This is a genomic window from Brevundimonas sp. M1A4_2e (genome assembly GCF_053345555.1).
The window spans coordinates 74,122-93,443 of the sequence record NZ_JBKFAI010000008.1; the positions used below are offsets into that span (position 1 = coordinate 74,122).

Sequence of the window (19,322 nt, forward strand, 5' to 3'; positions counted from 1 at the left end):
GTTTGTTCATTCCGACCTTATTTTCAGAAAGAAGGACGTTCTGAACATGCTCGCCCGGCGCTCGCGATCGCGGCCTCGAGCTGAACCCAACCTAGACCGGCGCTCTTGTCAGCCTCAGATAGGTTGCGTCGAACTCCGCCTGCCTGACCAAACCGTCCCAATCGCAAATCTTAATGGCGCGTCCTTTCCATTTGACCAGTTCCGCGGTCCGGAGCTGGGCTATGGAACGATTAACGTGGACTTCCGACAGTCCAAGGACGTCTGCAAGCACGGCCTGGCTGACAGGAAGTTCCATCTTGCAGCTTCCCGCGCGATGGACGATCTCCAGCCGGAGATAGAGTTCGCACAGGAGATGGGCGAGCCGCGCCACCGCTGGCCGCCGTCCAAGACCCGCGATCCATTGCCGATGCACGGCGGCGTCGATCAGGGTATCCAGCCAGAGCAGACGGGTGAGATGGGGTTCAGACTCCGTCAGCCGGCGCAGGCCCTCATGAGGAGACCGCGCGACTGTGCAGCGGGTCAGGGCGACCACCCCATGATCCATCGGGCTCATCATCAGACTGTGAAGATCGACGAAGTCGCCTGGCACGTTCAGTTGCGTGATTTGCCTAGAGCCGTTCGTCAGCATGACATAACGTGCGGCGAACCCATCGAGGACCAAGGTGCTGAACCCGGGCGTCGAATGCTGACTGACGATATCCGTCCCCGCCGGTATGACGATCGGGGGTTGCAGCAGTTCTTCCAGAACCCGCGTCTCGGCTGCGGTAAGTTCGTCACGACGCGACAGCTTCTGGATCAGGGTGCTGATCAGGACGGTCTCCTCGAGCCAGGGTGCGCCTTGGATAATCCCCCGGTGTGGGACGCGTTCCGTCGCGCTCCGCTCTCGCTCATAATTTCGGGTTGATCTCTCCCCCCGCCGTCGCCACGCCCTTGGCGTCGGACGAGATGGTGAAGCGCAACTCGCCGTCCTCGAAGACACTGGCCTCCCGGAAGGTCCGGCTGCCGCTCAGACGACGCTTCACCTGGGCGATCGTCCCCTGCGGCTCGTCGGCGACGACGAGCTCGGTTCTCAGCACGCCGGTCCCGCGTGCGCTGTAGCGGATAGTGTAGAGAGCCATATCGCCTCCTGCTCTGGAAGCTGAATCCGGCATCTGGGCCCTCGTTCCTTCTGTACGAAGGCGGACTCTGATGAAACATGCGGCGCGCGACAAGCGCCTCGCGGCCGTCTCGCTTTTTTCCTAACCTATGTAAGTGCGGTTCGCGCCCAGGGCGTCACTCTGGGCTCAGGAGTCCGACATGCAACCTATGATCAGCCTCACCAATACAGGCTGCGGCTTTCATCAGCCGCACCTGGACCTGGGCGACCACCCTGTCTTCCAGGCGCTTCCCGACCGCTTTCAATCGACCGCTCTGGCTCGGCGCCGACTGACGTCTTTGCCTGCCGGCCAGGCTTTGGAGGAAGACGGTTTCCTCTCCTTTGTTCTGACGGGCGTCCTGGGCCTCTTCCCTAAAAGCGACGGCGTCTGCGTTGCGACCATCGTCGCGGGATCTGTCCACGGTTGGGATCAAGCCCTGGAGCCCGACGGCGACCGCCCTCCGGCTCGGGCGCTGATCGACACCACTCTTTGCCGCGTGCCCGCGGACTGCGTCGTCGAGCACCTCGGCCGTGACTGGTTGACTCGTCTGGTAGCCCGCCAGTCATCGGGTCGCCTGACCGGTCTGGCCGCCGAAGCGGTCTGCAACGCCTCCCACCTCGTTCAGGAGCGGCTGGCCAAATGGCTGGTCCGGCTGCATTGCGGGGCCAATGGCGCTCCCCTGCGCCTGACTCAGTCCGATTTCGGCGCCATGCTCGGCGTGCAGAGAACCAGCGTCAACGCGGCCGCTGGACGCCTCCAGGCCCAAGGACTCGTGCGTTTCAGTCGTGGGAAGGTCCAAATCCTGAATCTGGCCGGCCTACGGGCCGTTTCTTGCGGTTGCGGCGATCCCAGGGTTTCCGCAGCGGCCGCGACAACGGCGTCGCTCCGTCCGCCGGAAGCCGCCAGCTGGGTCTCCCGCGACGTCCGCGTGCGCAACACGGCCTGATCAGGGGACGCCGGCGAGGGAATGCGGCAGGAGTCCCGCCGCCTGGGTCGATGAGTCCCCCTGGGCTCCGCGAAGAAGATCCTGGCCAGCGAGCAAAATGCCGACCGCGACCAGAACCACGGCGCCTGCCCCAGCCGCCAGCAGGGGCCAGGCGCGGCGCTTGCGAGATGCGCGGGCTTTGGTGGGAAAAGAAACGACGACGCCCATGTCTCCAACCTTTCGGCGCCATAACGCGAGGAGCGGCGTTCTGGACGAGAATGTCGTCTTGACGACACTGGGGATGGCGGGCGAAGGAAGGCCGCGAGGAGGCGCGCGACGCCTTCCCGAAGAGGAGGCGGCAGACCCGCTCTGGACATGCACCGGGGTCGGCGCGTCCGACTGGCGCCGCGCAGCCCGACCGCAGACGTCGCCGCAACCGGACCGGCGCTCGCACGCATCATCCCGAGCAGGCGTGAATCAGCTTCAGCCTAGCGGCTTCTGGTAAATGTCGCCGGATGACCGGGCGATGATCCGAGAGATTTTATCCAGGACGGCTCGTTCGCCGCTCGTCCCGCCAAGCGATCTCGCCGCCTGAAGAAGGGCCTCGATTTCGCCCAGCTTTCCCGGCAGCGCCGGGAGTTCCTGCGTCCTGGTAGTCTGCTCGCGCGTGCTCATGGTTCTGGTCCTTGCACTTTCGAAGCAACGCCGTGCAGGTCGCCCTGCTCGCGGTCGCCCCTTTTTGGCGTGACCGCCGGTCTTGCGCCAGCCTTCGCCTATCTGATCCAGCTGGAAGACGCCCCGACCCTGCAGACTTCGCGACCCTCGTTGCGAACGATGATCTCAAACGAGAAGGCGCCGCCCTCCCGGACAGGCCTTTCGCGCAGGATTTCGGAAAGAAAGAGCACCGCTTCGCGCCAGGCGTCAGCATCCGACGGCGCTGCGCTCTGGAGGGCCATATCAGGATCAACGCCGCTAACAATGAAATCATAGGTCGCCATGACGACATCTACGTCCGGGCGGCCGCCCGGGGCGCAAATGGCCGATACCGGACACAGCCCTAATCGTGCGCCAAGCCATGATGGCGTGAGCGAGCCTAGCGCAACTGACTGTCCTTGCTTCCACGCCGGTTGATGCCCCCGGTCACGATCCGTCCATCCCGACCGGATTGGCAGGATACGCAGGTCACCGCCCCCGACATGGCGCGTCGGCGCGCTTCGGGGATGGCGTCGCCGCACTCAAGACAGAATTCGCGGCCGGGTCCCGTGGGCATTCGCGCGCGAGCGTTGAGGACGCCGTCGACGACGGTGTCGTGAATCTGATCGAGCACAGCGCCGTCTCGAGTCCAACCGCCTGCCATGAATGTCGCCTCCCTTTTGATGATTGAGGATGCGATATGGGCAGTACGCGCCTAATCCCAGCTTGGCCGGCAAGGTTCACCGCCCTGTCCAGAGTGTTTCAGTTTGGCGAGGCGGCTGGACCCAATCTGGAGGGCCCCGCTCGCGTGACGGTCGCCCCGTTCTGCACAGGGCGCCCAAGGGGATGGCCTGCGATGAAGCGCGCACCCGCCCGGCTGGTCAGGGTCGTTGCGCCTGACCCGACGCACGTCGTGAGGCGAAACCAGGGGGCAGGTTGCGCAGCCCCAAGGACACATGCGATTTTCAAGGTCGCCGACGGCGTCGTCTCGTCACGCACCCTGGTGATCGACACGGATGGGGTTCGGCGCAAGGCTCAGGGACCATCGACCTCGGCGCCGAGCCATGAAGCTCAGGATCGATGGCGAACCCAAAAAGCCCCGCCTCCTGAGCGTCTGGGCGCCAAGCACGATCCTCCTCGCCGCCCCCCGCGCCTGGGCGTGGACGCCTCGGCAGTTGCCACGCAGGGCGGTCTGACCGGCGCCCTGGCCCGCTCGTCAATACGGTCGAGGCCCTTCTGGGCTTCATCGATCCTGCCTGGCCGAGGGCGCCGACTGCCGCGCCCTGATCGCCAGAACCCGCTGGATCCTCCTCGGCCGCCGGCGTTAAGGTCCTGCAGCGCGTCAGTCTGGAGGGTGAGCGCTCCAGCAAATCCTTAGTCAGCTCAGCCCCGAGCGGCGGCGCGCTTCCTTCGGCGCGACGGAAACGGAACGCCGCGCTTCCTCATCTGTTGGCATGAGACCAAGCCGCGAAATGAACTCATGGCCGCAGATCCAGAACCGAACTCTGAACCCGATGTCGTCGTCATCGGCGCGGGGCCTGCAGGCCTAACCGCGGCCCTCTATCTGGCGCGATATCGCCGGAGGGTTCTCGTGCTGCATGACGGGAAGAGCCGGGCCCTGCGCATTCCTCTCACCCATAACGCTCCCGGGTTCCCGGAAGGCGTTCGCGGCCCGGATCTGATCGCCCGCATGACCCGACACGCTGTTCAGTACGGCGCGGACATCCAGGAGGCGGAGGTTTCAGCGATCACGGCCGTAGCGGGCGGGTTCAACCTTCATCTCGCAGACGGTTCCGCGCTGGTGGGCCGCGCTGTGATCCTGGCGACCGGCGTTGATCTTAACCAGGTTGCTCTGCCGGAAGCCGTCCATGAGGCGGCCATCCGCGCGGGAGTGCTGCGCTACTGCCCGGTGTGCGACGGCTATGAACATATCGGCAAACGCATAGGCGTGATCGGCTGCGACACTAATGGCGCCGCTGAAGCCCTCTTTCTGCGCCGGTATTCCCGGACCGTCACTCTCATGCCGCTGACCCGTCCTGAACTCTCCTCCGCCGAGGCGCGGGCTCTGGCCGATGCGGGGATCCGGCTGGAAGCCGGCGCCCTGCGCGCCCTCGAGCCCGGCGCCGATGACATCACCGTGCGTCTCGACACAGGCGCCTCGCTGGCGTTCGACGTCATTTACCCGGCTCTGGGGCGTCGACCGCGCTCAATCCTGGCGGAGCAGCTCGGGCTCGATCTCACCGAGGCCGGCTGCGTGACGCCCGATGCTGTCTTCGAAAGCGGTGTGGCGGGCGTCTTCGCCGCAGGAGATCTTGTCGAAGGCCTGGATCAGATCAGCGTGGCCATGGGGCACGGCGCCCTAGCGGGCACCAGGGCCCACAACTGGTTGCGCGAGCAGGAGCAGGCCACGCTCCAGAGCCGGACCTAGCCGCCAGGCCGCCGCAGGTGCGTCGACCCCAGGAACAGCAGATGATGCCTGACGTTGGGGCTCTATGAGTGAACTCGTCGCCAATATCGTCGGCTCAGCCGCCGCCATCTGCTCCGTCACCAGCTTCGCGCCCCAGGGCGTGAAGATCTGGAAAGAGAAGGACGCCTCGTCGGTAAGCCTGAAGACCTATGCTCTGACCGTCACCTGCTTCATCCTATGGGTGATCTACGGCGTCATGACAGAGGCCTGGCCCGTGACGATCGCGAACGCCTGCGCCCTCGCCATGGCGTCGGGCGTGCTGGTCATGAAGTGGCGCTTCAGAAACAATGGGCCCCGCGCGGCGCGATCCTAGCGCCCATACGGCGCTCCTTCGCCACCGATCCGGATGCGCGGTTATGCGAAACGAGGTCATGGTGAGGCTGAACCGTCTTGGTCTTCTAGTCCCGCCCTAGGGATCCCGAGGTCGAGCTCGCAGAGATGAGCCTTCGGCCCCAGCGCGTCCTGGAGTCTCAGCCGGTGAAACCACCTCGCTGGATCCCCCTCGATTCATAACCGCCCGGAAGGACGGCTATACGCAACTGCGGCCGAGCCGACGTTTCAGCGTTATAACGCGGCGGTCGCCCCCCTGGCGTCCGCGGCTTCGCCGGCGGTAGCGGGCGGCGTCGGACTTTTAGCGGCCTCGGGCAATGTCGCCCCGCTGTGGACCGCCGCCCTTGTAGAGCCCAGCCCCGCGGACGGTCATTTCCCGTCCGATGCGCCCGCTTCCTGCGGCCGACGCTCGGCGCCGTCGTTATGAACCTTGGCGAGCGTGTTGCGCTTTGACAGGACGCTGCTCCTGAACTGCGCTGGCGGACAAATCGTCAGGGCTCAGCGGCCTATCGTCTCCTGAAGCTCGTTTGTAATGGCTCTCCCGCCGAAGGGTTGGCGAGACGATCGCCATAACGCCCACACTCGGCGCAATGCGGGTCGGTGATGGTGCCCCGCAGCAATCCCGGCACCAGCGCGGTTTTCAGTTCCCCGATGCCATGGACTCTTCGGCGGGCCTCTTCAGAAGCATGGTCTCGCTCATGATCGAGCCGCCGGCCCGAGGCGGGGGGATCTAACCTCTTCCATGGGAACCGCTTCGAGCGGGCGACCCGTCTTCCCCGGCATGATGCTCGATCCGGCCTTGCTCGACTTCGGTGCGTGAGAAGACCTCTTCTTGACCGTCGATCAAGAGCTCTTCGTCGTCGCCTACGGCGCCGTCTGCGCTGGTGTACACTCCTTGTTCACCGAAGCCGGTGCTTCCCACACCGACGGCCGAGCCTGCGAAACGCTCATGCCGGCTGGCCATCGCGGCCATAGCCCGGTCGCCGTCGGATAACGCCGCGTCGCCCTGATCCACGGCCTTGTTTAAACGTTCCGCCGTCGCGCTTGCGCCAACGTCGTCGGGGGCGATCTCCGACGTTGTTTCGTCCTCGTCTCCATATCGTTCCTGCGGTCCCGCCATGATCTTCTCCCTGGGTGCTCCCCAAGGATACGCGTTCAGGGGCGGTGGGTGGCGAAGGTCCGCTTCCCGACACGCTCACAGCCCATCCCACCCATAGGGATCCGGCCCCAGGATCAGCCCGCCGCAGAGAGGAGACGCCGCCGTCAGATAGAGCAGATAGGGCAGAACCGGCTCAGACAGGTCCACGGGCTGCTCCGCCGAACTGTCGGCCCGTTTCTGCACGGTTTCGACCTGCAATCCATTGTCCGAAGGCGCGTCTTCCCACCGCTCGGCGCCCGCGCTGAGAGCGCGCTGGGCGGCGCGGAGACTGGGCCACGGCGTGTCATGGAGATAGATGCCTAGATCGTTGTGCGACATGAACTTCACCGCCCCATCATACTGCGATCGCCCGAAACCAGCTACACGCGCACGCCCGCCGCCACCGCCAGTCGATTTCCTTCGCGCGCAAACGTCCCGCCTTCGGCGCCCATCCCGACGGAACTACGAACCGCTCTCCTTAAGGCCGCGCCTCCGCGGGCGTGCGCCTCCGGCGCGACCCGTCTCTGAACCAGATCCTGTGGAAGATTCCGGGGGGCGTGTCTTTGCGGCCGACGATGACGTGCATGGTCAGACTTGTGTAATTCTCGGCGCGCCGTTCATCTCGACGCGGCTGCGCGGTTCGGTTGTCGCGGCAAGCTTCAGCGGCTCGCGACGAAGATCGCCAGCTCCGCCTGGCCGCCTGACGGACAGCGAGGCAGCGAAAACCCACTTGGGCTCGAACCACCAGCTGTCGCCTTCCGGCGACCCTTTGCTGGATCTGCCACCATCGGCGCTGCGTTGGCGAGCGTGGTCATGCGGTCGCAGGCTCACGCCGGCTAAGATAGCGCGAACCGTCTTCGAAAAAGCGCCACGGCGTCTCAACGCCCTTTGAAACGCCGATACGAGGACTGTGAGACACCCGGCGGACTATCGTCTTGTCGAGCAGGGTGAAGGGCGAGGCGAAGACCGAGGCTCCGTTCAGCCGATCGTCGATCGCGAGCGCCCGGCACAGGCGACCAGGACCGGCGCACAACTGCCTGACGTCTCCGACGCCCCGCCGCTCGCTCATCAGCCCGAGGCCAGCGGTCGGCTCGAGAGCGCGCACGAGGACAGCGCTGCCCCGTCGCCGGACGTCGCACACCACATTGAAACACCAGTGGCGGCCGTAGACGCGATAAACATAGGCTCGCCCCGGCGGCCCGAACATCGGGGCGTTCCGAACCGATGGGCCACGGAAGCTGTGTGACGCTGGATCCTCGGCATCGTAGGCCTCCGTCTCTACGATACGGCCGCCGACGCCGTTCACCAGGAAGAGCGCGCCTATGAGGTCTGGGGCGACGGTCTCTGCGGGGCGGTCGAAGAAGGCTGTGTCCATGTCTCCGCAATGATCGAGACAGTTGTTTGGTTCGCAGCTGAAGGCGGCCGATCGGCGCGCCCTAATTAAGGCGCCTCGCGTGTTCAGCGATGATCGCTGAAGCGCCATGCCGACCAAGGCGCTCGCCCGGTTTCCCGTGCGTATGTCGCACCCTCCTCGCGGCCAGGGTCGCCGGCACGTCGTCGGTTCACTCAGGCTCGGGCCGGATGCGCAAGCCGCGCGCTTGGCAGGCCGAGGTCCTGCTCTAGACATACGCAACGGTCTGCATGAGCACGGCTTCCGCCAGGATGGGCGACATATATGAGTTCCGATATTTCACCTTGGGCGGCCAGCCTGTTTCCGAGTTTCTGAGCCTGCCATCGCTCAGCGCCGCGCGATGCCGCGGCGCTTCCGAGCTCCTATGCATGCCCGGACGGCGGAGGGTCGAAGTCTGGCAGGGCACAACTCTGGTCTATGAGCGGCAGCGATAGTCGCGGCCCGGCCTCCGCTGAATCTTAGGAACGGCCACGCGCAGGCGGTGCAGTTCGCGCCTCTCGTCAAAGGCGATGTCCGGGACAGCTTGGGTCGCGGATCGCATGCGGCGATGCGCGGGGCCGTCATTGCACTTCCCCGGTGATTTATTCAAAACACCGCAAGGGCCCTGCGTGATAACCAGGGCCGAGGCGGTCTCACGCGGCGCCCCTATCACGACCTTTCGCCGAGTGGTTGAGCGCCGCTCCGCTGCCGTATTCGGTTGCCTCGGCGATTCGAGTCGCTTGGCGGTCAGCGGCCTCACGGCGATCTAGCGCGGCACTCGAAAGCGAGGACGGATTCGTCTTTCCGCAGCGTCGCCGCGAGCGCATCGATTCGCGTCTCCCTATAGCCGCTCACCATCGTCGTGAATGTCAGGGCCTGAACGTCAGCTTCCAAGTCAATCTTACGAGGGTTCAAGGCGTGCGCACAAAGCGCCAGACGAAAGCCCGCCATAGTGATCGCAGCATCAGGCCGATAGCGCACCTTGATCTCCGCGTACCTCCGTTGCGGGAGGAGCGCGCCGGTCAGGCTGACGGCTGCAAGCACGAGCAAGGTAGCGAAGGTCCCGAGCGCTCCTAAGCCGAAAAAGCCCACGCCGAACAAGATGCCTATCGCGGACGTGAACCATAACGACGCAGCGGTCGTAAGTCCTCTCACGGTGAGGCCTTCGCGGAAGATCACTCCGCCGCAGAGGAAGCCGATGCCTGTGAGGATGCCATGGGCCATCCGTACGGGGTCGATGCGGATGACGTCGGCCGGGGTGTCGGTCAGCCAGTGGATCTGGTGCACCGCCGCCAGCATGAGAAGCGAGGAGGAGAGAGAAACCAGAATATGCGTACGGAACCCCGCCGCGCTTGCGCGATACTCACGCTCCAGCCCGATCAAGGCGCCGGCGACAATCGCGCCCGCTACGGGCCAGATGATTTGCAGGTCAATCAATGGCGCTTCTGCTCAAAGAGCGACTCCCCGTCTTGGGGCGTCGGCTGCTTAGGCGCCGACGCTGAGTTGCGATGGCTTATAAGCGCTTCGCCGCGAAGACGGATCCGCCCTCGGTCGTGCTCCACGAACCGGTGGGGGGACGCTGCGTGGCCTTGTCCCTGTTCGAATATCTGGCGGCGCCTGGCCACACCTTCACCGAAGACGCGAGGCTGAAGAACGCCGTGGCTAATTGACCTTCGCGACCTTTGAAGTCAGCTAACAGCCCGTCATCGCGCCTCCCTCCGTCGCCGCCGCGCCGCGAAGCCTGGTCGGGTCCATCGGCGGAGCTTTTCGGTCGGCCCGGCGTTTTGGCCTGAAAGGAGAGGACGATGATAGATGAAAACACGCAAGCAGGAACATGCCCGGCAAGCGGCCTGAACACCCCCCTGTCCGAGATCGAAACCCTTCTTGAACGCGCCCGCGTCGGCGAAATCACCGAGAGTCGGGCTCTGTCGCGGATCGCCGCCCTCGCCAGCGACGCTATTTCGGGCGACATCTATCAGAAGCCTTGGGGTTGAGGTTGGTCCCGGCCCGCTCGCGTCGGTCCGCCCACATCGGAACGGTCAGACGGTTCGCGGGTTGGCTGGAAGCCGATTAAACAGGAAAATGCTGATGTCAGTCATCGACAAGGTTCTCGCCGCCGTCACGCCCCCAGTCTCCGAAGAGAAGCGCGCCGAGGCCACCGCGAACGCACGTGCCGTGGCCCGAAAAGGCGACTGGCTGTGGATGGTCTTGGACCACCACGAGGCTATCCGCACAGCCTTTGACGCCTGCAAAACCGCGCAGGCGGCTTCGGATCGCACCGCCGCGATGAAGGAGCTAGCGGTCGTGTTGAACGGCCATTCTCTTGCGGAGGAGGTGGTGCTGTATCCGGCCCTGGCCCAAGCGGGCGAGAAGATGCAGGCCGGCCACGCCTATGCCGAACAGACGACCGCCAAGATGCAGATGGCCGAGCTGGAGAACATCGCGGCCTCGACGCCGGACTGGACGGACAAGCTGGAGCACATAGAGGGCGCGGTGCTGACGCACATGTACGAGGAGGAGTCGGGTTGGTTCCTGACGCTTCACAAGAAGGCCGAACATCAGGCGCGTCTGACGGAGCGCTACAAAGAAGAGTTCGACCGGTACTGCGGATAGGGGGGCGCGCCGCTTTCCAGCCGAGCTTAGAGTGCGGTCGCCGCTCGTTGTAGTCGCGCCGCCAGGCCTCGAGCACCGCGCGCGCGGCAGGGAAACAGCGTATCGTTCAGCAGCTGGTCATGCAGGCGCCCGTTGGAGCTCTCATTGAAGCCGTTCAGCTGGGACTTGCCTGATGCGGGCGGCCGTCACCCCCTTCGGATCATGCCTCAGTTTAGGGTGTTGTTTCCGTGAGACGTGGCCAGCATTTCCATCTGGGTATTTGCGAGCATCTTATCCAAGGCTTCGTTGAGAACCTCTTCATCTCGTTGAGGAAAGGCAGCCGAGGCAGCCTCCCGGAAGGCTGAGACAAAGAGAGCGATGACCTGTCGCTCGTCGAGTTCCGTCCAGGAGACACCGCTCTCTGACAAACGACGCTCCATGATGGGCCCGGTCGCGCGCATAACATCCCCCAAGGGCAGCCCCAGCCCCTGCATCCAGCATTCGAAATCTAATTTGGGCGCCATAGCCGCCTCCATCTGAACAAGGTCGAAGCCCGACAGCGACTCGGAGGCCAAACGACCGTAGAGCCCTAAGCCGTGTTGCTTCTCCTCCGCGCTCTCATGTCCCGCCACAAGCTCACACCGATCGGGACGTCCCCTTGGCGCGAGTCCGCTGTAGTCATCAGGTCGGATCAGCGAGCGGCGGCCTGGGCAACTCACGCGCGCCCTCGGGCTCGGCGACGCCCGGGGGCGACGGCTCCGTACCGGCGGCATCCTCGATCTTCTTCATCTGCGTGTCGTCATCGTCCAGCTTTGGCGCAGAAGGCGGCGGGTCTGACGGCCTTGGCGTGATCAGGCGAGCTGAGATATTCTCCTGGCCTACGCCGCGGAGCAACTCTGCTGGGTCGCCCATAGATACCGTGTCGGCTTTAATCGGCGTGAGGGCGCCGTTCTCATTATTGAGGTAGTCGGGTGGACTGCGAGGGGTCCTGACCATGGCTTTCTCCTTTCGCCTCCAGAGATAAGGCCAGCGGCGGCAAGGCGTTCCCGCAGAACAGACGGCGTTTGGTGCGGCGTTTCAGGAACGGTCCCAGAGCGCCTCCCAGACATTAAAGGAGAAATGCGATCGCCCGCATTATAACGGCCGCTTCGCCCTCCAGCGTCGCCAATCTGCATAAGCTAGCTCACCAAAGGGTCTTCCGCACCGGTATCTTCGCCGTCGTAGCGGACGAACGACATCCGGCCAACGGGCTCCAACACCCCCACTTGACCATTTCCAGGCGCTCGATCCCCGCCTTGCGCATTTCCGAAAGGATTTCGTCAGGTCTGACACGATCCTTCTGCAACACGTCTTCGACAAGCCGCCCCCTATTGATCACGATCGTCGGCGGGGCTTCGCTTACGGTCTGAAACCACTTCAGTCGGTAAGTCATGACTGAGTCAATGAAGGTGAGGAGCAGGAGGGTAGCCGCCCCGATCAAAGCCCCAGGGATCGATTCATCACCGGCGGTGAGAGAGGGGGACACGATTTCGGCTATGAGCAGCAGCGTGACGATTTCGAACGGCGACATTTGGCTCAGCTCACGCTTGCCGATAAAGCGGAAGCCGGCGGTCAGCGCGATGAAGATGATCGCGACCCGCACGACCAGATCTAGGCCGTTGCTTTCCTCGGGCTTGATGACGCCGATAGCGCCTAGAAAAACCACGGCGGCGATAATCGAAACGCCGACGGCCTCGACTTTTCGAAAGCGAATCTTTGGTGTGACAGGCGGTAAGCCGGGCAGACCGCCCTCGTCTGCTGTAGCGCTCTCGTTCATCTCGTTAATCCTTGTCATTAAGCAGATAGCTCAACAACGCCGCATGTCGTTTCTGGTTGGATCGACGCATACGCTTCAACACGCGGGAACCTCGGCTTCGTGGACCGTTGGTCGCGCAAGCAGGCTCTCGCCTTATCGATGGACCTCAGCGGTGGGCGACTACATCCGCCGGTCATGCTGGCTTCGATAGTCTCAAGTCTCGCGACGGCGCGGACCAAGAACCATGGCTTACCGCCTATCCTCATCGAAACGGACCGTCGTCGAGGCAGCCGTGCTGGCGATGCGTGCGAACGTGAAGATGACGCTCGCAGGCAACGCCTGCAGGAGCGAGGCGAGACGCTGAAGAACCTCTCGCCAACGCATAGCCGCCAGGGGGTCGAAGGGCGGCAGAGTACAGCCGGCGGCGATGGACAGACTGCGATCAGGGCAACAGGCGGGAGCAGATGCGGTCCCCTTGACCCTCTTCCTACGCCTCCCAAATAGCGCTCGCCTTCAACCTTCACTGGAGAAGTTTCGATGCGAACTGTCTTTGTGGAACCCTTTGGAGATGTCTGGTCCGTCCGGGTGGACGATACCCAGCCCCAACTGTTCGCGCGAGGGCGGGAGGCTGAGAACGTCGCAAAAAGGATTGCGGAGAGACTGGCTGCAGCGGGGGATCAGGTCGAGCTTCATTTGAGTCTGCGCAATGGACAGCTGGCCGCGCGCTTCGTGTGTCTTCCGCCGATTTCAGATGACGACCGCCCGCTGTTGGTTGGCGGCAGCTTGCTGGCGCGACCGGCGCTGAAGCGTAGCGCGGACGCGCCAGCCTAAATGAAAGAAGGCCCGCCCTCCGGGAGAGCGGGCCGCAACCAAGAACCGAAGCTCGACGCTGGACCAAACTGGCGCATCGAAGGCGCTTGTTTGCGGTCGAAAAGCCGGCGCGTTCCGTGGGCGTCGGAGACCGCGCATGACGCCTCATTTATCCACCGCTCGTGAACCCCGCCATCCGGGGCCGCATTGTTCCTTTTTTGTTCTCGTGTAAGGCTCCGGCTCGGGTCGGCGTTTGAGGAGAACGAACATGGAAACGAAACCTCTTGGCCCCGATGAGGCCTTCGCTCGCGATATGGAGAAGCTGGACCCCAATCTGGAACAGCGCGAGCTCGCTGAGATCACGGCGCCGACGGTCGATCTGATCGCCGGCCTGGTGGCGGGCCTGCGGCTAGTGGGGCGTTCTCAGTGAGCGACTTCTCCGCAACCCCCGCCGAGCTGCAACCCGCCCAAATGGTCGCCGTCTGGCGCCTCGGGGAGGCCGCCAAACACGACCCGGTCTTGATCAACATGCTGGCGCGCCAGGCCGCGACCCTGAACCGCATCGCTCCGGGCGCAGCCGAGAAGGTGCAGACCGCCTTTGAGGACATGCGCGCGCGCGGCGTTTCGCTAAGCGCCGCTGCCGACGATCGTCCATGAAGCGATACAAGGGCATGTCCAGCAAGCAGGTTTTGAACGCGAATGATCTGGCGGAGCTGGATGACATCTACCGCCGGCTTCAGAGGCTGCACGGCCAGCTGAATCCGGTGTCTTCCCAGCGCTTCCCGCTGATGGCCGCCGCCGCCACTGTGAAAGCGGCCTGGACTGATCTTAGCGGCACAGGCTCCAGCTGGAGCTATCCCTACGAAGGGATGGCTCGCGCAGTTGCGAGGTCGAATAGCGTTCTACGGACGCCGGACTCCACAACTGGCTGAGGCCGTGAGAGGATTCGCCCATGTGCAACAACTACCGCCTGCACGTCCCCGTCAATCAACTGGCTGCGCCGTTCCGCGACGCGGGGCGGACGCTCGTCTTTCCGAGCGGTCTGCCCAACCTGGCGCCGGCGGATTACCGCATCGGCGACGCCGCCCCTGTCGTCGTCCAGGGCGCGGATGCCGCGCAATTGCTTATGACGCCCTGGGGTTGGAAGAGCCCGGCGGGCAGACCGGTGTTCAACTTCCGGTCCGAGGGCCGGTCTTTCAGCGGCTCGATCCGCTGCCTGATCCCTGCCGACGGTTTCTACGAGTTCACCGAGCCGAAGGCGCAGGGCAGGAAAACGAAATGGCTCTTCACCATGACCGGCTATCCGTGGTTCTGGATCGCCGGGGTCATCAAGGACGGCGCGTTCGCCATGTTGACGACCGAGCCAGGTCCGGACGTCGCGCCTTACCATGACCGCCAGATCGTTCTGCTGCCGCCAGGCGCCGGCGTCCACTGGCTGAACCTGAGCGCTCCGGAAGATCTTATCCTGCAGCCCTGCCCCGCCCGGACGCTGGCCGTAGAGCAGGTCTGGCCACAAACCACATGACAGAAGCCGATCTCGACAGGGCCGCCCGTTTCGAAGCCGAAGCCGGGGAACTCCATCGCCGTTGCCGTGCGGCGGCAACCCTGCCGGCATCGATCCTGCCGCGTTTCCAGGCGCTGTGGAAGGAAGAGGCGGCCAAGCTGCTGAGACAGCGCAAGCGCTAGGCTGCAGTCCGCCAGCGGAGGCCGAATCATGGAATCCTTTTCCATCTTCCTGCATTCAAACAATCAGGAGCCGGAAATGATCGAACCCGAACAGCATCGCTATTTCGCCTATGCCGAAGGCCTCGGCCGCGCGCACGGCCACGTCCTGGAGGCCGGCAGCTTCGAAGCCGCGGCCGTCGGTTATACTGAACTCTATTCGCCTCCGGTTGATGTCGATGATGAGATCCGCATCTTTGTGGCGGACCTCGAGGGCGGCCAGGAGCACTGCTTCGTCATCGATCTCGGAGACGGTCAGGCGGAACCCTGCGACTGACCTGAGGGAGCGAATCACCGGGCCCGGTGTTGAGTCGGCGGCGCATGCGGCGCCGTCCGGAGGTCCGACATGGCTTATCGCCCCACCTGGCAGGGACACCTGCGCCTTTCCCTCGTGACATGCCCGGTGGCGCTTTACACGGCGACAAGCTCCGGCGGCGATGTGCGGTTCAACCTCATCAACCCCGAGACCAACAACCGCATTCGCATGGTGACGACGGACCCTGACACCGGGCCTGTGGAACGCTCTTCTCTGGTCAAGGGCTACGCTGTCGCCAAGGACGAGTACATTCTGCTGACTGACGAGGAGATCAAGTCGGTCAAGCTGGAGAGCACCAAAACGATCGACATCGAGCGCTTCGTCCCCGAGGAGGAGATCGACCGCCTCTATTGGGACAACCCCTACTATCTGGCGCCGGCGGGAGCCTTGGCCGAAGAGGCGTTCGGCGTCATCCGGGAAGCCATGAGGTCGGAAGGCAAGATCGCCCTCGGACGCGTGGTGCTTTCCACCCGGGAACGCCTGCTGGCGCTGGAGCCGCGCGACCAGGGAATCTTGGCCTATTCCCTGCGCACGCGCGACGAGGTCAGGCCGTCGCGGGACGTTTTCGGCGCCATTGCAGATCAGGCGCCCGATCCAGCCATGGTCGATATCGCTCGTCGGATCATCGAACAGAAAGCCGGCCCCTTCGACCCAGACCAGTTCGTCGATCGCTACGAGGAAGCGCTCAAGGCGCTCATCGCTGCGAAGCAGAAGGGCCACAAGCCGATCCGCGCATCTGAGCCTGAAGATACGGACGCGACGGACCTAATGGCCGCATTGCGCGCCAGCCTGGAAGGCGGCGCTTCGCCTCGCCGTCGGGTCGGCGCCAAGAGCTCCGCGGCGCCGCCGAAGGCGCGTCGGACGACGCCGCGCCGCAAGGCCGGCTAGGCGCTGCCGCGCCGCAGGTTAAAGCCTCGAAACCGTCCACGTCGCCCGGTTTCGCCTCCGGATTCCGGCGCCAAGGTCAGGAGCCCCGGGACGGATTGATCAAGGCGGCGCCTGCCGGGTTTCACAGAGGTCTATCTCCAGAGCGATTGGGGAAACGCCGGGAACGAAGTCGGCAAGGTCTGATTGTCGTTTAAGGAGATCAGGGAATGGCGAAAACTCTAATCGGCGGCGATCACGTCAACTGGGATCCGGAGGCGGTCGAGTGACAGGCCGGATCCGAAGACTGCACACTGGAGATTATGCTTTCACGAGCCAGGCGTACTCCCCCTCAGTCGCTAAGCCTTGCTGTGAGAACACGACCGGCGGAACGGACGATATCGACGGCGACACCGACGGCTTTCTGCAACACGCGCGACACGATGAATGACGCAGACCTTCTACACGATCGGACATTCGAACCGGAGCTTTGAGGAGTTCGTCGGCCTCTTGCAGGAGGCGCAGATCAGACGGGTGGTGGACGTTCGCAAGATTCCCATGTCCAGAGCCAATCCTCAGTTCAATCAGGGCGCCCTTTCTGGCGCGCTGGAAGCGTTTCAGATTTCCTATGAACATAGCGTTTCTCTCGCCGGCAGGCGCGGCCGAGTCGGCGGGCTGGCGGAAAATGTTAACGGCCTCTGGCGCAACAGGAGCTTTCATAACTACGCCGACTACGCCCTGTCACAGGCCTTTGCGGAGGGACTGGAAGACCTGATCGAGACAGGTCGCCGTGAACGCTGCGCCCTCATGTGCGCCGAGGCGGTCTGGTGGCGGTGCCATCGCAGGCTCATCGCCGACAACCTGCTCGCGCGCGGCGCGACGGTCCTGCACATCATGGGGCGCGGTCGGCTGGAACCGGCTCGACTTACGACCGGAGCCCGCGTCGACGCGGAGGGGACGGTCGTCTACCCGGCTTGGGCGAGCCCAGGATAGGGTCGCCCCATGGGAGGGGGTCCTGGTCCGCTAGGTGTTGGGGGGCGGAGGAACAGGCTCTGGCAAGACCACCTTGGCCAACGCTCTTCTGGCCGAACCCGCCTTCGCGGCCGATCGCGTCGTGATGATAGAGGACACGCCTGAGCTGCAGTGTTCGGCCTGGGATCAGGCGGCCCTTCTGACACGACCTGAGCCCCACCCGGTCGGGATCGCCGAACTGGTGCGAGACGTCCTTCGCCTGAGGCCCGATCGAATCATCATTGGCGAAATGCGCGACGAGGTGGTTCCAGCCGAGGCCGACGGCTGGGTTTCGCTCTATCGGAACGTGCTTGAGACAGGCCGGTCGATCCGCTTTGAAAAGGAGCTGGAAGCCACCGGCCGATGGCTGGAGCTCGCCGCCTTTAAGGTCGGACCGGCCGCCGGGCGTCAGGTCGCCGTTCTATTCAAGGACCTGACCTCAAAGAAACGGGCGGAAAAGGCGCTGGCGGAGCTCAACGCCTCGCTCGAGGCCCGCGTCGAGGCGCGGACCGAGGAACTTCGGACCGCTCACGCCGCCCTGCGTCAAAGCCAGAAGATGGAGGCTGTCGGTCAGTTGACGGGCAGCATAGCCCACGACTTCAACAATCTTCTGGCTGGGATTTCCGGCAGCCTGGAATTGATCGCCAAACGAATCTCGCAAGGCCGCGGAGCTGAAATCGGACGCTATGTCGAAGCGGCCCAGGGCGCCGCGCAACGGGCGGCCACGCTCACCCAGCGTCTTCTGGCCTTTTCCCGCCGCCAGACCCTCGCCCCGCGCCCGACAGACGCCAACCGTCTGATCGGGGGCCTGGAGGATTTAGTACGTCGTACAGTAGGGCCCGACATCGATGTCGAGGTCGTCGGCGCAGGCGGCCTCTGGTTGACGGAGATTGATCAGTCGCAGCTTGAGAACGCCCTGCTCAATCTGTGCATCAACGCCCGGGACGCCATGGCCCCCGGCGGAGGACGGTTAACGATCGAAACAGCGAACAAGTGGCTCGACGATCGCCATGCCGGGGAGCGCGACTTGCCCCCCGGCCAATACATCTCCATCTGCGTCACCGACACGGGGTCTGGGATGGCCCCCGAGGTGATCGAGAGGATCTTCGAACCCTTTTTCACCACCAAGCCTATCGGACAGGGCACCGGCCTGGGCCTGTCCATGATACATGGCTTCGTGAGGCAGTCGGGCGGACAGATCCGCGTCTATTCCGAACCGGGAATGGGCACCACCATGTGCCTCTACCTGCCGCGTTATCATGGCGGCGCTGTCGAATCGGAACGAGTGGTCTTGAGCTCGAGTCCGGCATCCGGTCATGGCGAAACCGTGCTGGTCATCGACGACGAAGCCTCTGTCCGCGCTCTTGTCGCCGAGGTCCTGCGCGAGCAGGGATACGCCACCGTGGAAGCGGGGGACGGGCCTTCGGGCCTGCGCATTCTGGATAGCGAGCGGCGCATCGACCTCTTGGTCACCGATGTCGGTCTCCCCGGGGGCCTCAACGGACGCCAGGTCGCGGACGCCGCCCGCATGAGGCGTCCGGACCTCAAGGTCCTTTTCATCACCGGCTATGCCGAAAACGCCGCAGTCGGCAACGGACTGCTGGAGCCCGGCATGGAGGTGATGACCAAGCCGTTCCTGATGACGGATCTGGCGGCGAAGGTCACGACCATGATCGACGCTGAGAACCAGCTTCCAGAAACCGGCGGCTGACGAACCGGTTTCATTGCGGCGGCTCCCAAAAAGCCCTTGAGGCGAACTGCGGCGCTCCTTGCTAGGCCTCAGAAACTCAGGGGGGCCCCGTTTCACTCTGGATGTTCGTGCGCGACATGTCCCGACGATATCCGAGAGCGATACAGGCGTCATCCTTAGGGGATGTCCCCATTTCGGCTGGCGCGTCGCGCGCCTCAAGTCATCGCCTGGCGGAACTGGCGCGCTTCGACAAATGTTAACAAGGAGAAGGGGAACGCCCAATGATCATGGCCATCTTATCCGTCGCTGCCTTGTTTTCGGTGTCGCCCAAACTAGAGAAGCAGTGACGTGACCCCCTGAAACTCCTCCAGGAATAGCTAGAGTCCGCCCTAACGAAGGACGGACAGAATGAAGCGATCAAGGTTCACGGAAGAGCAGATCAT

Annotated in this window: 27 protein-coding genes and 1 pseudogene; 15 read left to right on the forward strand and 13 right to left on the reverse strand. The window is 64.1% G+C overall.

Features of this window, described 5'->3' with window-relative positions:
* Positions 1–91 precede the first annotated feature (91 nt).
* Both ACLBV5_RS14440 and ACLBV5_RS14445 read right to left on the reverse strand, forming a co-directional pair.
* Complete coding sequence (locus ACLBV5_RS14440) at positions 92–979, reverse strand: Crp/Fnr family transcriptional regulator (protein ID WP_447606115.1); 888 nt, start codon at positions 977–979, stop codon at positions 92–94.
* Positions 888–1,118 (reverse strand): hypothetical protein, encoded by a 231-nt coding sequence (locus ACLBV5_RS14445; protein ID WP_303683161.1) that lies wholly within the window; start codon positions 1,116–1,118, stop codon positions 888–890. Before ACLBV5_RS14445 ends, ACLBV5_RS14440 begins: the two co-directional genes overlap by 92 nt.
* Before the next feature lie 178 nt (positions 1,119–1,296).
* On the opposite strand from ACLBV5_RS14445, the gene ACLBV5_RS14450 reads away from it, so the two are divergent.
* Complete coding sequence (locus ACLBV5_RS14450) at positions 1,297–2,082, forward strand: Crp/Fnr family transcriptional regulator (RefSeq protein WP_303683162.1); 786 nt, start codon at positions 1,297–1,299, stop codon at positions 2,080–2,082.
* Between the two features lie 462 nt (positions 2,083–2,544).
* Here ACLBV5_RS14450 and ACLBV5_RS14455 read toward each other — a convergent pair whose 3' ends face one another.
* From ACLBV5_RS14455 to ACLBV5_RS14465, 3 genes are all read right to left on the reverse strand, one after another.
* Entirely contained in the window at positions 2,545–2,736 is a 192-nt protein-coding gene (locus tag ACLBV5_RS14455) for a hypothetical protein (protein ID WP_447606116.1), read from the reverse strand.
* 98 nt (positions 2,737–2,834) lie between these two features.
* On the reverse strand, positions 2,835–3,059 hold the full coding sequence (locus ACLBV5_RS14460) for a DUF6894 family protein (RefSeq protein ID WP_447606117.1): 225 nt from the start codon (positions 3,057–3,059) through the stop codon (positions 2,835–2,837).
* A 95-nt stretch (positions 3,060–3,154) separates the two neighbouring features.
* Positions 3,155–3,418, reverse strand: a complete 264-nt coding sequence (locus tag ACLBV5_RS14465; RefSeq protein WP_349677644.1) for a DksA/TraR family C4-type zinc finger protein — start codon at positions 3,416–3,418, stop codon at positions 3,155–3,157.
* An 816-nt stretch (positions 3,419–4,234) separates the two neighbouring features.
* Here ACLBV5_RS14465 and ACLBV5_RS14470 point away from each other — a divergent pair.
* Complete coding sequence (locus tag ACLBV5_RS14470; RefSeq protein ID WP_447606118.1) at positions 4,235–5,182, forward strand: NAD(P)/FAD-dependent oxidoreductase; 948 nt, start codon at positions 4,235–4,237, stop codon at positions 5,180–5,182.
* 64 nt (positions 5,183–5,246) lie between these two features.
* Complete coding sequence (locus ACLBV5_RS14475; protein ID WP_303683165.1) at positions 5,247–5,534, forward strand: SemiSWEET family sugar transporter; 288 nt, start codon at positions 5,247–5,249, stop codon at positions 5,532–5,534.
* Between the two features lie 747 nt (positions 5,535–6,281).
* On the opposite strand, the gene ACLBV5_RS14480 is transcribed toward ACLBV5_RS14475, so the two are convergent.
* From ACLBV5_RS14480 to ACLBV5_RS14495, 4 genes are all read right to left on the reverse strand, one after another.
* Positions 6,282–6,671 (reverse strand): hypothetical protein, encoded by a 390-nt coding sequence (locus tag ACLBV5_RS14480; RefSeq protein ID WP_392353975.1) that lies wholly within the window; start codon positions 6,669–6,671, stop codon positions 6,282–6,284.
* A gap of 75 nt (positions 6,672–6,746) precedes the next feature.
* Positions 6,747–7,037 (reverse strand): hypothetical protein, encoded by a 291-nt coding sequence (locus tag ACLBV5_RS14485; protein ID WP_447606119.1) that lies wholly within the window; start codon positions 7,035–7,037, stop codon positions 6,747–6,749.
* 463 nt (positions 7,038–7,500) lie between these two features.
* Entirely contained in the window at positions 7,501–8,064 is a 564-nt protein-coding gene (locus ACLBV5_RS14490) for a DNA-3-methyladenine glycosylase (protein WP_134579734.1), read from the reverse strand.
* Positions 8,065–8,835: 771 nt separating this feature from the next.
* Positions 8,836–9,516: an MgtC/SapB family protein gene (locus tag ACLBV5_RS14495; RefSeq protein WP_227157983.1), complete on the reverse strand. Its 681-nt coding sequence runs from the start codon at positions 9,514–9,516 to the stop codon at positions 8,836–8,838.
* A 71-nt stretch (positions 9,517–9,587) separates the two neighbouring features.
* Between ACLBV5_RS14495 and ACLBV5_RS14500 the strand changes: the two genes are divergently transcribed.
* The 3 genes from ACLBV5_RS14500 (at position 9,588) to ACLBV5_RS14510 (ending at position 10,692) form a co-directional block, all read left to right on the forward strand.
* Complete coding sequence (locus ACLBV5_RS14500) at positions 9,588–9,749, forward strand: hypothetical protein (RefSeq protein WP_227157982.1); 162 nt, start codon at positions 9,588–9,590, stop codon at positions 9,747–9,749.
* Between the two features lie 135 nt (positions 9,750–9,884).
* Positions 9,885–10,073, forward strand: a complete 189-nt coding sequence (locus tag ACLBV5_RS14505; protein WP_227157981.1) for a hypothetical protein — start codon at positions 9,885–9,887, stop codon at positions 10,071–10,073.
* A gap of 94 nt (positions 10,074–10,167) precedes the next feature.
* On the forward strand, positions 10,168–10,692 hold the full coding sequence (locus ACLBV5_RS14510; protein ID WP_227157980.1) for a hemerythrin domain-containing protein: 525 nt from the start codon (positions 10,168–10,170) through the stop codon (positions 10,690–10,692).
* Positions 10,693–10,705: 13 nt separating this feature from the next.
* Here ACLBV5_RS14510 and ACLBV5_RS14515 read toward each other — a convergent pair.
* From ACLBV5_RS14515 to ACLBV5_RS14530, 4 genes and pseudogenes are all read right to left on the reverse strand, one after another.
* Positions 10,706–10,862: pseudogene (locus ACLBV5_RS14515) on the reverse strand (integrase core domain-containing protein); the annotation flags it as partial.
* 36 nt (positions 10,863–10,898) lie between these two features.
* The gene (locus ACLBV5_RS14520) at positions 10,899–11,195 is read right to left on the reverse strand and encodes a hypothetical protein (protein WP_227157979.1); all 297 of its coding nucleotides are present in this window, start codon (positions 11,193–11,195) and stop codon (positions 10,899–10,901) included.
* 157 nt (positions 11,196–11,352) lie between these two features.
* A complete protein-coding gene (locus tag ACLBV5_RS14525; protein WP_227157978.1) occupies positions 11,353–11,667 on the reverse strand; it encodes a hypothetical protein in 315 nt (104 codons plus the stop codon).
* Positions 11,668–11,854: 187 nt separating this feature from the next.
* Positions 11,855–12,487 carry a DUF421 domain-containing protein gene (locus ACLBV5_RS14530; protein ID WP_303683167.1) on the reverse strand — a complete coding sequence of 211 codons (633 nt, stop codon included), beginning with the start codon at positions 12,485–12,487 and terminating at the stop codon, positions 11,855–11,857.
* A 1,057-nt stretch (positions 12,488–13,544) separates the two neighbouring features.
* Here ACLBV5_RS14530 and ACLBV5_RS14535 point away from each other — a divergent pair.
* The 9 genes from ACLBV5_RS14535 to ACLBV5_RS14575 all read left to right on the forward strand — a co-directional run bounded on the left by ACLBV5_RS14535 (position 13,545) and on the right by ACLBV5_RS14575 (position 18,900).
* Entirely contained in the window at positions 13,545–13,706 is a 162-nt protein-coding gene (locus ACLBV5_RS14535) for a hypothetical protein (protein WP_167309422.1), read from the forward strand.
* Positions 13,703–13,933: a hypothetical protein gene (locus tag ACLBV5_RS14540; protein ID WP_227157974.1), complete on the forward strand. Its 231-nt coding sequence runs from the start codon at positions 13,703–13,705 to the stop codon at positions 13,931–13,933. The genes ACLBV5_RS14535 and ACLBV5_RS14540 overlap by 4 nt, the downstream gene beginning before the upstream one ends.
* Complete coding sequence (locus ACLBV5_RS14545) at positions 13,930–14,208, forward strand: hypothetical protein (RefSeq protein ID WP_227157973.1); 279 nt, start codon at positions 13,930–13,932, stop codon at positions 14,206–14,208. The genes ACLBV5_RS14540 and ACLBV5_RS14545 overlap by 4 nt, the downstream gene beginning before the upstream one ends.
* A 20-nt stretch (positions 14,209–14,228) precedes the next feature.
* The gene (locus tag ACLBV5_RS14550) at positions 14,229–14,801 is read left to right on the forward strand and encodes an SOS response-associated peptidase family protein (protein WP_227157972.1); all 573 of its coding nucleotides are present in this window, start codon (positions 14,229–14,231) and stop codon (positions 14,799–14,801) included.
* A complete protein-coding gene (locus tag ACLBV5_RS14555) occupies positions 14,798–14,962 on the forward strand; it encodes a hypothetical protein (protein WP_447606120.1) in 165 nt (54 codons plus the stop codon). Before ACLBV5_RS14550 ends, ACLBV5_RS14555 begins: the two co-directional genes overlap by 4 nt.
* Positions 14,963–15,038: 76 nt before the next feature.
* Positions 15,039–15,275, forward strand: coding sequence for a DUF5961 family protein (locus tag ACLBV5_RS14560; protein ID WP_134579711.1), 237 nt, complete (start codon positions 15,039–15,041; stop codon positions 15,273–15,275).
* A gap of 69 nt (positions 15,276–15,344) precedes the next feature.
* A complete protein-coding gene (gene ku / locus ACLBV5_RS14565; protein WP_227157969.1) occupies positions 15,345–16,202 on the forward strand; it encodes a non-homologous end joining protein Ku in 858 nt (285 codons plus the stop codon).
* A 423-nt stretch (positions 16,203–16,625) separates the two neighbouring features.
* Positions 16,626–17,171 carry a DUF488 domain-containing protein gene (locus tag ACLBV5_RS14570; protein ID WP_227157968.1) on the forward strand — a complete coding sequence of 182 codons (546 nt, stop codon included), beginning with the start codon at positions 16,626–16,628 and terminating at the stop codon, positions 17,169–17,171.
* Positions 17,172–17,205: 34 nt separating this feature from the next.
* Entirely contained in the window at positions 17,206–18,900 is a 1,695-nt protein-coding gene (locus tag ACLBV5_RS14575; RefSeq protein ID WP_447606121.1) for an ATPase, T2SS/T4P/T4SS family, read from the forward strand.
* Positions 18,901–19,322 lie beyond the last annotated feature (422 nt).

Coding starts and splice junctions, on each gene's coding strand:
- ACLBV5_RS14480 (WP_392353975.1), bottom strand. CDS start 6,671: ATGGCGGGACCGCAGGAACGATATGGAGACGAGGACGAAACAACGTCG.
- ACLBV5_RS14465 (WP_349677644.1), bottom strand. CDS start 3,418: ATGGCAGGCGGTTGGACTCGAGACGGCGCTGTGCTCGATCAGATTCAC.
- ACLBV5_RS14530 (WP_303683167.1), bottom strand. CDS start 12,487: ATGAACGAGAGCGCTACAGCAGACGAGGGCGGTCTGCCCGGCTTACCG.
- ACLBV5_RS14500 (WP_227157982.1), top strand. CDS start 9,588: ATGGCTTATAAGCGCTTCGCCGCGAAGACGGATCCGCCCTCGGTCGTG.
- ACLBV5_RS14570 (WP_227157968.1), top strand. CDS start 16,626: ATGACGCAGACCTTCTACACGATCGGACATTCGAACCGGAGCTTTGAG.
- ACLBV5_RS14445 (WP_303683161.1), bottom strand. CDS start 1,118: ATGGCTCTCTACACTATCCGCTACAGCGCACGCGGGACCGGCGTGCTG.
- ACLBV5_RS14505 (WP_227157981.1), top strand. CDS start 9,885: ATGATAGATGAAAACACGCAAGCAGGAACATGCCCGGCAAGCGGCCTG.
- ACLBV5_RS14535 (WP_167309422.1), top strand. CDS start 13,545: ATGGAAACGAAACCTCTTGGCCCCGATGAGGCCTTCGCTCGCGATATG.
- ACLBV5_RS14555 (WP_447606120.1), top strand. CDS start 14,798: ATGACAGAAGCCGATCTCGACAGGGCCGCCCGTTTCGAAGCCGAAGCC.
- ACLBV5_RS14545 (WP_227157973.1), top strand. CDS start 13,930: ATGAAGCGATACAAGGGCATGTCCAGCAAGCAGGTTTTGAACGCGAAT.
- ACLBV5_RS14450 (WP_303683162.1), top strand. CDS start 1,297: ATGCAACCTATGATCAGCCTCACCAATACAGGCTGCGGCTTTCATCAG.
- ACLBV5_RS14525 (WP_227157978.1), bottom strand. CDS start 11,667: ATGGTCAGGACCCCTCGCAGTCCACCCGACTACCTCAATAATGAGAAC.
- ACLBV5_RS14470 (WP_447606118.1), top strand. CDS start 4,235: ATGGCCGCAGATCCAGAACCGAACTCTGAACCCGATGTCGTCGTCATC.
- ACLBV5_RS14475 (WP_303683165.1), top strand. CDS start 5,247: ATGAGTGAACTCGTCGCCAATATCGTCGGCTCAGCCGCCGCCATCTGC.
- ACLBV5_RS14460 (WP_447606117.1), bottom strand. CDS start 3,059: ATGGCGACCTATGATTTCATTGTTAGCGGCGTTGATCCTGATATGGCC.
- ACLBV5_RS14560 (WP_134579711.1), top strand. CDS start 15,039: ATGATCGAACCCGAACAGCATCGCTATTTCGCCTATGCCGAAGGCCTC.
- ACLBV5_RS14520 (WP_227157979.1), bottom strand. CDS start 11,195: ATGGCGCCCAAATTAGATTTCGAATGCTGGATGCAGGGGCTGGGGCTG.
- ACLBV5_RS14455 (WP_447606116.1), bottom strand. CDS start 2,736: ATGAGCACGCGCGAGCAGACTACCAGGACGCAGGAACTCCCGGCGCTG.
- ACLBV5_RS14490 (WP_134579734.1), bottom strand. CDS start 8,064: ATGGACACAGCCTTCTTCGACCGCCCCGCAGAGACCGTCGCCCCAGAC.
- ACLBV5_RS14510 (WP_227157980.1), top strand. CDS start 10,168: ATGTCAGTCATCGACAAGGTTCTCGCCGCCGTCACGCCCCCAGTCTCC.
- ku (WP_227157969.1), top strand. CDS start 15,345: ATGGCTTATCGCCCCACCTGGCAGGGACACCTGCGCCTTTCCCTCGTG.
- ACLBV5_RS14550 (WP_227157972.1), top strand. CDS start 14,229: ATGTGCAACAACTACCGCCTGCACGTCCCCGTCAATCAACTGGCTGCG.